This window comes from Magnetococcales bacterium (genome assembly GCA_015232395.1).
Taxonomy (GTDB): Bacteria; Pseudomonadota; Magnetococcia; order Magnetococcales; family JADFZT01; genus JADFZT01.
Genome location: JADFZT010000053.1, coordinates 26,600 through 35,087 on the forward strand (window position 1 = coordinate 26,600; position 8,488 = coordinate 35,087).

The window sequence follows — 8,488 nt, forward strand, 5'->3', positions numbered from 1 at the left end:
GGATTACCTTTTTTCAAGTAGAGACTCCCCATGAACCTGTCAGGCTCACAAACCGAAAAAAATCTCCTCACCGCCTTTGCCGGGGAGTCCCAGGCCCGCAACCGCTACACTTTTTTTGCCGGCAAAGCCAAAAAAGAGGGGCTGCAACAGATCGCAGCCATTTTTGAAGAGACCGCCAACCAGGAAAAGGCCCATGCGAGCCGTTTTTTCAAGCTTCTGGGTGGGGGAGAGGTGGAGATTACCGGCACCTTTCCAGCGGGAGGCAACGGCACCACCGAGGAAAATCTCCGGGCCGCCGCCGGGGGAGAAAATCACGAACATACCGTGGAATATCCCCGTTTTGCCCAGATCGCCCGGGAGGAAGGGTTTGACGAAATAGCCGGTGTGTTCGAAGCGGTCGCCATCGCCGAAAAACAGCATGAAAAGCGATTTCTGGATCTGGCGGAAAATCTCGCAGCTGGTCGGGTTTTCAAGCGCAATGGCCAGGTGGTGTGGAAGTGCCGTAACTGTGGTTACCTCCACGAAGCCCAGGCAGCCCCCGATCTTTGCCCTGCCTGCGCCCACTCCACCGCCTATTTTGAACTCCTCGGGGAAAACTGGTAAGAGAGGGGTTTCAGTCAAAAACCAACCCCCTGAAAATCCGGGGTGGCGTCATTCAAACAGTCAAAGACGGCGATAAAAATGGCAGAACTTTTGGATACCAGGGATGGGGTAGTGGTTTCGGCGGCCTCCCTTCAGGAAGAGTGGCAGCGCAACATGGAACGGGTGAAGTGGGTCTCCCCGGTGGATTTTACCGCTGAATTTTTGGACACCCTCTCCTATGGCCCCACCGAGGTGGAGTTTCGGGTGGTCAATCTGGAGCCGTTTCGTCTTTTGCGCAGGCGCACCTTCCGCAAGCATATTTTCAATGCCCGAATTTATCTCTGGCAACTGGCGGTGAGCCAAACACGCCCCAAGCGCGCCCGGGAGATCAAACAGCGGTTTCGATCTCTTCTGCTAACCAGCCTCAACAATTCCCAACCCCGCTTCGATGCCATCACCTCGGAACTCACCCTGCTGGACTCTCTCCTGGACAACCTCTCCGAAGAGGGATTTCTCTCCATGGCCCACTACATCACCCAACGGGTGTGGGGGGATCTGGAAAAAAATCCCGGACTCCTGCCCCGCTCCATCCGTCTGGGCATGTGGCTCGATGAAATCTATCAGGATTATGTAGAACGCGCCGAATGCCTGCGGCCTTGAGGGAAGGCAACTGCTGATACGCTGACAACAGCACCACCCATCAATCGGTTGTCCAATCAACAGGTATCCACCGATCCCCCTCTTCTTCCCCATACCTGAAATATTTGTCGATACGCTGGCCATTCCAGTGATATTGGAAGTGGGGCCCCTGGATGGGAATGGTCACCACATCAGGCCAAAAGGCCGCCAGGCACGTTCCTCCCGGATGGCGCACGCTGCGATAAACAAGGCCATCGCTTCCCCCCTCCCGGAGTTGTTTCCCCAGCGCCCAACCAGGTTGATAATCATCCGGATCATGGCAAGCATCATACCCTTGGCGAATATCATGGAGGGTAGCATCCAATCGGCCAATGAGGGTACGGAAATCCTGGGCGTGGGGGGGATCGTTGGACTCACCATAAAACCGCCCCATGTGATGGATGGTTTCCCGTAAAGCGGTCTCCAACGCCTTGCCAGCATAATAGATCCCATATGAACCATCACTAAAGCGGGAACCGTGAGGGTTTATATGGGTGAAGGGTGCCATGACCCAACTGGCTCCCGGCCCTCCTACACGCCGTTCGGGAGGAACCAGATGAATTTGGCCGATTTCATCACGCAGCCGATCATTGGTCATCCCTTCGAGTTCGGCCAGTAGTTCCCAATCTTCCGGGGGTGAGACCCCTTCAAACAGATCGATGGGTGGATAGCGAGAGGGGATGATCCGATAGCTTTTTCGCCAACGAAATCGGTTGGTATCCGGAAAACTCAAGACCACCCGCCCCGGGTGGCATCCAACCATTGGCGGATAAAGGCCAGATCGGTGATTTCGCCTGCCAGAAGGCGCTCCCGGGGGGATTGCCCGTTGAGGCGGGTATTGGGCTGGTTTATCCAACGATTACCAAGCCCGGGATCCCGATAGAGGATCCGTAAATTTTTATATATTCCAAGGATATAGCTAATACGTGTCAAGGTATCGTGAGGAAGTGTTGCGGGCTGCTTTTTTTTCCAGTTGTAGAAGGTGGAGTTAGCAGGCCTCCCTAGCAAAACCCGCGCCTCATCCGAAGTGAGCCGCCACTCCTCCATAATTTTCATAAAGGCAGACAAACCAGCTTGCGCAATGGTTTTGCTTGGTTTTTTTGAAGGTATGGCCACGGCGACGGACATGAACGATCTCCCTGAATCAAATTACAATTCTGGAAATTATCAGCTATTTTTCCATATCCGTACAGAAAAAAATATTTATGCCAAACCATTCCTTATCCCATCAAACACCCGGACTCGACTCAGGGCACATTGATGGGCCGGGCGTGACGCCGCTTGCCCCGCTCCAGCAGCAGGGTATAAAAGCCCGCCGCAACCCCTTCCGGTTTCCAGGTGAGGGTTTGGGGGCCGGTTTTTTCGATCCGGTCATTGAGAATCACCGCAATCTCTTCTCCCGCCTGATCCAGCACCGACAGCTTGAGATCCCCTGATCGGAAATTGTTAAAGCCGATTTCCACGCTCTGTTTGGAAAAGGAGGTTCTGGGCTGGTAGAGGTTGAACCCCCGCCCCATGGCCCGATGATCCTCCCGCATGGTTTGGATGAACTCCTCGGAATAGGTCTTGGCATCAGAGTTGGCGGCACCACCGGTTTCATAAAAGGGGTCTCCCAGCTCCAGCCAGATCCAGTTGGAAAAGTCCGGGGCGTGGATCACATGGGCGTCCGAGGTGATGTGCAGGGTCAGGTGAGCGCTGTTGGGAATGTCGTCGATGGTGCCGTTTTCGGTGGTATAGGTGTGGCCATGGCGACCGGAAGCGTGGGTGATGGAGCCATCGGGAAAGCCCATGGCCACCACATAATAGCCGTCGATATAGTTGTCGGCAAAATAGGTATAGTGGACATATTTGGTCAGGATCAGCTCCCCCATATCCTCCAGGGTGAGGGGGACATCCAGGGAGGTGACCACCCCGGGCTGGAAGGGTTTGGAGTCGAGCCCTTCGGAGCCCACCGCCCGCTTATTGTGGGGGGTGATGAGTACATCGGTGAAAACCTTGGTAAAACTCGCCCGATCCGAGCCTTCGGGGTTGCCCTGAAATTCGCTGGGATCCAGGGTGATATCCACTGAGGGAATCACATGGCCCTGCTCGTTTTCCCGGATGATCTCTTCCAGATAAGCGGCCTTGATCTCATCCAGATCCTCTCCCTCCACCAGCTGCACATGGGCTCCGGGCCGCCAGAGGGTTTCGTCCCAGCGGTTGGCCCGGCGCATGATCAGCTCATCCTCAATGCCCTCCTGCACATCATAGGAAAAGTGGAACCAATAATCCCCGGAGACTCCATTGACGGTGTTGATAAAATGGGTCTGATGCGCTTCACTGAAGCTGTAATCGATCTCGATATTGTTGTCAGCAGCCACCGCCAGGAGGGCATCGAACATGGAAAAATAGCCGGGGGCGAAGATATCGGGGCGCACGGAAGTGATCGCGCCTTCTTCCGGCTCGAAGGGATACCACACCCCATTGATCTCCACCTGGGCGCCAGGGATGGGAATCGCCTCAGCAGTGCCATCCAGCACGCCGGGGGTGGCCAGTTGGGCCAGGGCCATGGTGGCGGGAAAGTGATGACAATCGGTACAGTCGTTATCGGCAGGAACCCGGGTGTGGCGCTCTGGAAACTGTTTGGTGCGGATCCCTTCCAGGTTGCCCCCTTCGATGTGGCAGCTGTTGCAGTTGGTCTGATCGGGAAACCAGTGCCAGGTGCGGCTCATCATCTCCCCGACCTTGACGATATAGGCCCCCTCTTCAAGATCGTTGACGGCGATGTTGCCCGCACTGTTGCTTTGGGTCGCCAGCACCTCTTCCCCAGCCTCATTATACCAGGAGAGGGCTACACTGGACATGACCGCGCCGCTCTCCCCCCCGGAAAACACGGTGCCAGCCGCCTTGAATTCATCGTGGCATTCGGAGCAGTCGGTCCCGGCAAAATGCTCCCGCGTCGATCCCTCATCCTCACTCCCGCAGGTGGTGAGAACGAAAAGAAACAGACACCCCAGCAAAACAGTTCCCAAGCGATTGCGGACCAAGGGATACTCCCTGTTTATGAAGTTGAGCCCGATAACAGGAGATCGTAGATATTCACCAAATTTTCTTCCAAAGAGTCTTGAAAGTAGGGGTTCTGAATCGTCTGCTCCTCTACCAAATCCACTGGACAGCCAAAAAGCCTGCCCAAATCAGCCATCAAACCAAAAAAAGCGTCGGCATGAGCAACGGGAGAAAGCTCCTTGAAAACAACCAAAAAGTCGAGATCATCAAAACCCGAATCCAACGATTTTTTGCTGGCAGAGCCAAACAGACCAAGCCGCTGAACGCGATGCTGGACACATAAAGCAGCCACCTTGGGCAGTTTATCCGCAACGATTTGGGGAACCATAACCCTTCCCTGTCACTCTATTCACAAGCCCCGAACAAAGCATGCTGGATTCCAGACTAGAGGGACATCTCTTCCCATGCAAGCAGCGAGAGGCGACCCTTCCTGCCCGATAGCCCCGGGAAGAGGCACTTTTTCCACATTGAATGAACGCTTCCCCCGGTTCATCCTTAATACATTCACCATTTCCTTCAGCCTTGGGTCCGCCTCACCAGACGTGAAAAAATGGGTGCCAAAGTCCAGGCCCAATGGGAAGGCCCAATCGTGAAGAATGGAATTAACGAGACGCTTTTAGAAAATCTATCCCACGAAGGAGATGACCATGGGCCGATGGCCGATGATGGTGTTGCTGGGGACGTTGATACTGGCAGGAGGCAGCGCCTGTGCCCAGCAGGAACGCCATGCCACGCTTTTTTATACCACCAACATGGAAGGCAATCTGGTCCCTTGCGGCTGTAATCCCGATGCCCAGCTGGGGGGGGTGCAGGCTCGGACCCATATGGTTCATCAGGTACGCCAAAGTGATCCCCGGGGATTTCTCCTCTCCGGCGGGGGGCTCTTTGGGGCGAATCCGGTGACCAATCGCACGGTGGCGGAATTTATCCACAAGGGGTTGGTGCTGCTGGATTATGATGCCATCGGCTTGCAGTGGAGTGATCTCGTCTTCGGCATGGAAGTCCCTGCAAATTCAGGACTGCCTTTCGTCTCCGGCAACGGCACGGGGGATCATTTTCCTTCGGAGCGGTTGATTGAGCGGGGGGGCGTGGCGCTACTCTATTCCCAGTGGCTCAATCCAGCCAAAACCATCAAAGCGGGCAAGGGGCCTCCCCCCTATCCGGTGACCGATGATTTTAAAGCCTTCGTGGCCCGATTGCAGGACAAAGCCCCCAAGGCGTTGATCGTGGTGGGGAGTGATCTGGAGCGCTCAGAAGCAGAAAAACTACCCCTGGCAGGCATTGATATTTTAATCCTGCGGGGAGCAGAAGTCGCTTCGGAGCCCTTTCATCTGGGTCAAACCCTGGTGCTGGCTCCGGAGCAGTGGGGGCGGTTTTTGGGTCGTCTTGATCTCACTCTGGATGGGGATGGCCACATTCTCACCTTCAAACATATAGAAATTCCCCTGGAAGAGCCCAAGGAGATGCCCGCCTCCCTCACCCAGTGGCATGAAGCTTATCAGGCGCGCCTAGCTGAAAATCGTCAAAAACGCATGGCCCGCCGTCGCGCAGCCCGCAAGGGGATCGGGCTTTATGCCGGGATCGACAAATGCACCGCCTGTCATGAAAAAGAGGTCCATGGGTGGCGGGAAACCATTCACGAGGGGGCGTTTGAAACCCTGGAAAAACCGGGCAAGGGAGCGGATCCGGTCTGCCTGCGTTGTCATACGGTGGGGTTTGGTCAGGAGGGAGGATTTGTCGATATCACCCTGGATCGACATCTGGCCGGGGTGCAGTGTGAAGCGTGTCATGGTCCTTTAGGGGAACACGCCCGCACGGGGGAGGCACTTCCCCAAAAGCTGGGCCGAAAAAACGCCGAAGCCCGCTGTCGGGGGTGTCACGACGCCATGCACAGCCCCGAGTTCAATTGGGAAGAGTATACCCGTAAGCTGGATCATTGCGGCCTGAGCCAGGGGGCGGTCAAATAGCTGGAAAATAAAGCCCCTCTGGTCTGGCGTCATTCAGGGGTTCAAGAGTCGCCAAACCGCTATCCCGCCAGATCGTGGGGGGCATAAAAATCAGCTTCCTTCAGCTCCCGCTCCACAGGCCCCTGGCTCACCCCACCAGGGGTCACCGTGGTGGCGACACCAGCCAATCCCAAAGCCCCGATTCCCCCCAAAAAGGCGCGGCGGGATTGATTCCCGGTTCCAACCGCTCCCCGAGACTCTTTTTTCCCGCAGCCTGGATCGTTAACCTCTGGATCAGCATCCGGTGCCATCGCGTTGGATGCCTCCCGACTTGGATCACTCCCTTGGGTGCTCATGTCCAAACCCCTGCAATGGCCTGCTGGCAGGTGGGGCAGACTCCCCCTGGCAGCAGGTTGTTTTGTTGAATGCGAAAGCCCGCCCGCTCAATCAACAGGGTGTTATCCCGGGGGCAGCGGGTGGACTCCCCTTCGTTACCCAGAAGATTGCCGATATAGACGTGTTCAAGCCCCACCTCCAGCGCTTCGTTGCGACAGCGGATGAGAATTTCTCCGGGGGTGGGGGGAAGATTTTGCATGCGATATTGGGGGTGAAACCGGCTGAGGTGCAAAGGCACCCGGGGCCCCAACTCATTGTGGATCCAGCGGGCCATGCGCCGCACCATGGAGAGGTCGTCGTTGAGGGTTGGAATGATCAGGTTGGTGATCTCCAGCCACACCCCGGCCTCTTTTAAAATCACCAGGGCATCCAACACCGGTTGCAGGGTGGCGCCACACACCTCTCTATAAAATCGATCATCAAACGCCTTCAGATCCACATTGGCCGCATCCAGCAGCCGACTCAGCGCTTGCAGCGGCTCCCGATTGACATAACCTGCTGAAACCAAAACATTCTTAAGCCCCACCTCCCGCGCTGCAAGGGAGGTCTCCCGGACATATTCATAAAAAACAAGGGGTTCGGAATAGGTGTAGGCGATGGATTGGCATCTCTGCTGGCGGGCGGTGGCGACCACCCTCTGGGGAGGGGCGTTGTAGATCTCCTCCATTTCGGCGCCACTGCGTTGGGAGAGCTGCCAGTTTTGGCAATTTTTACAGTGGAGGTTGCAGCCGGCTGTGGCGATGGAAAAGATCGGCGAGCCCGGCAAAAAATGAAACAGGGGCTTCTTTTCCATGGGATCGATATGCACCGAGGAGGGACGGCCAAAGGTGGTGGCGATGAGCTTCCCTTCCAGGTTGACCCGCACCCGGCAATCCCCGGCCCCCCCTTCGGGGATGGCACAATAGCGGGGGCAGAGTTCACAGATAACGCTGGACATCACACACCTCCCTGGCGGGAGTTGACTCCCCGCTTGGGTGGACGCAGGGTCCGATGAGGGAATGGACGAAGGGTCCGACGAGAAGAGTATATCGTAAAGGAGCCGGGGGAGCGGAAATTTTTCTCCGGGGTTTTCCGGGAACAGGCGAAATCGATGGGCTCAAAACCGATCTATTCCATCTGCCCCTCCCCCCAATGGCCACTGGGAGGAAGGGGCAGACTGAGATGTATCGATACAGAACGTCAGTTGGATTCAGCGATCACATACCACTGTTCATCCGTACCCACGGCCAGGGTCACATAGCTATTCTGGCCCTGGAGAATATAAGGACTACGCTTGCCATCCAGAGTCACGCCGGAGGGGGGAGAAATCTCCACAATGCCGTCCCCACTATCGCTGCTCTTTTTGTAGAGAAGCAGTCCGCCAGGAACCTGTGAGGGGTAGGGGAGTATGATATTCCGGTTGTTCTGGATCTGCTCGACGGTGAGGCGGAAGAGGCTGCTCTCCCCGGCTGGTCCCTGCAAGCCCCGTTCACCCTGGATACCCTGAGGCCCCTGGGGACCGATGGGGCCCTGTTCGCCCCGTTCACCCTGGGCTCCCGGCTGTCCACGAACACCCTGCTCACCCCGTTCCCCTTTTTGGCCAGCGGCTCCGTTGAGGCCCCGCTCACCCTTTTCACCTTTGGCGCCCGTAGCCCCTTTGGCACCGGTAGCGCCTCTGACGCCCTGCTGGCCTCGCTCACCCTTCTCGCCCTTCTCGCCTTTGTCCCCTTTTTCACCCTTCTCACCTTGGGGGCCGGTGTCCCCTTTTTCACCCTTCTCACCTTGGGGGCCGGGGATTCCTTCTCCATCTCCGCTACCGGCGGGGCCTTGGGGACCGGTTTCTCCTTGTTCACCTTGGGGGC

General features: G+C 56.6%; 10 protein-coding genes. 3 read left to right on the top strand and 7 right to left on the bottom strand.

What is annotated here, in order from left to right:
* Positions 1-30: 30 nt before the first annotated feature.
* Positions 31-603 carry a rubrerythrin family protein gene (locus tag HQL52_14075; protein ID MBF0370576.1) on the top strand — a complete coding sequence of 191 codons (573 nt, stop codon included), beginning with the start codon at positions 31-33 and terminating at the stop codon, positions 601-603.
* Between the two features lie 78 nt (positions 604-681).
* The gene (locus HQL52_14080) at positions 682-1,242 is read left to right on the top strand and encodes a hypothetical protein (protein MBF0370577.1); all 561 of its coding nucleotides are present in this window, start codon (positions 682-684) and stop codon (positions 1,240-1,242) included.
* A gap of 40 nt (positions 1,243-1,282) precedes the next feature.
* Here the strand turns inward: HQL52_14080 and HQL52_14085 are convergent, their stop codons facing one another.
* The 4 genes from HQL52_14085 to HQL52_14100 form a co-directional block, all read right to left on the bottom strand.
* Entirely contained in the window at positions 1,283-2,023 is a 741-nt protein-coding gene (locus HQL52_14085) for an RES family NAD+ phosphorylase (protein ID MBF0370578.1), read from the bottom strand.
* Positions 1,990-2,388, bottom strand: coding sequence for a DUF2384 domain-containing protein (locus HQL52_14090; GenBank protein ID MBF0370579.1), 399 nt, complete (start codon positions 2,386-2,388; stop codon positions 1,990-1,992). Before HQL52_14090 ends, HQL52_14085 begins: the two co-directional genes overlap by 34 nt.
* Before the next feature lie 119 nt (positions 2,389-2,507).
* A complete protein-coding gene (locus tag HQL52_14095) occupies positions 2,508-4,286 on the bottom strand; it encodes a hypothetical protein (GenBank protein MBF0370580.1) in 1,779 nt (592 codons plus the stop codon).
* A gap of 14 nt (positions 4,287-4,300) precedes the next feature.
* Positions 4,301-4,633: a nucleotidyltransferase domain-containing protein gene (locus HQL52_14100; GenBank protein MBF0370581.1), complete on the bottom strand. Its 333-nt coding sequence runs from the start codon at positions 4,631-4,633 to the stop codon at positions 4,301-4,303.
* Between the two features lie 319 nt (positions 4,634-4,952).
* On the opposite strand from HQL52_14100, the gene HQL52_14105 reads away from it, so the two are divergent.
* Entirely contained in the window at positions 4,953-6,272 is a 1,320-nt protein-coding gene (locus tag HQL52_14105) for a hypothetical protein (GenBank protein MBF0370582.1), read from the top strand.
* Between the two features lie 59 nt (positions 6,273-6,331).
* On the opposite strand, the gene HQL52_14110 is transcribed toward HQL52_14105, so the two are convergent.
* The 3 genes from HQL52_14110 to HQL52_14120 all read right to left on the bottom strand — a co-directional run.
* Positions 6,332-6,607, bottom strand: coding sequence for a twin-arginine translocation signal domain-containing protein (locus HQL52_14110; GenBank protein ID MBF0370583.1), 276 nt, complete (start codon positions 6,605-6,607; stop codon positions 6,332-6,334).
* A complete protein-coding gene (gene amrS, locus HQL52_14115; GenBank protein MBF0370584.1) occupies positions 6,604-7,587 on the bottom strand; it encodes an AmmeMemoRadiSam system radical SAM enzyme in 984 nt (327 codons plus the stop codon). Before amrS ends, HQL52_14110 begins: the two co-directional genes overlap by 4 nt.
* A 239-nt stretch (positions 7,588-7,826) precedes the next feature.
* Positions 7,827-8,488 (bottom strand): hypothetical protein (locus HQL52_14120; protein MBF0370585.1); only part of this gene is annotated, 662 nt, incomplete at its 5' end.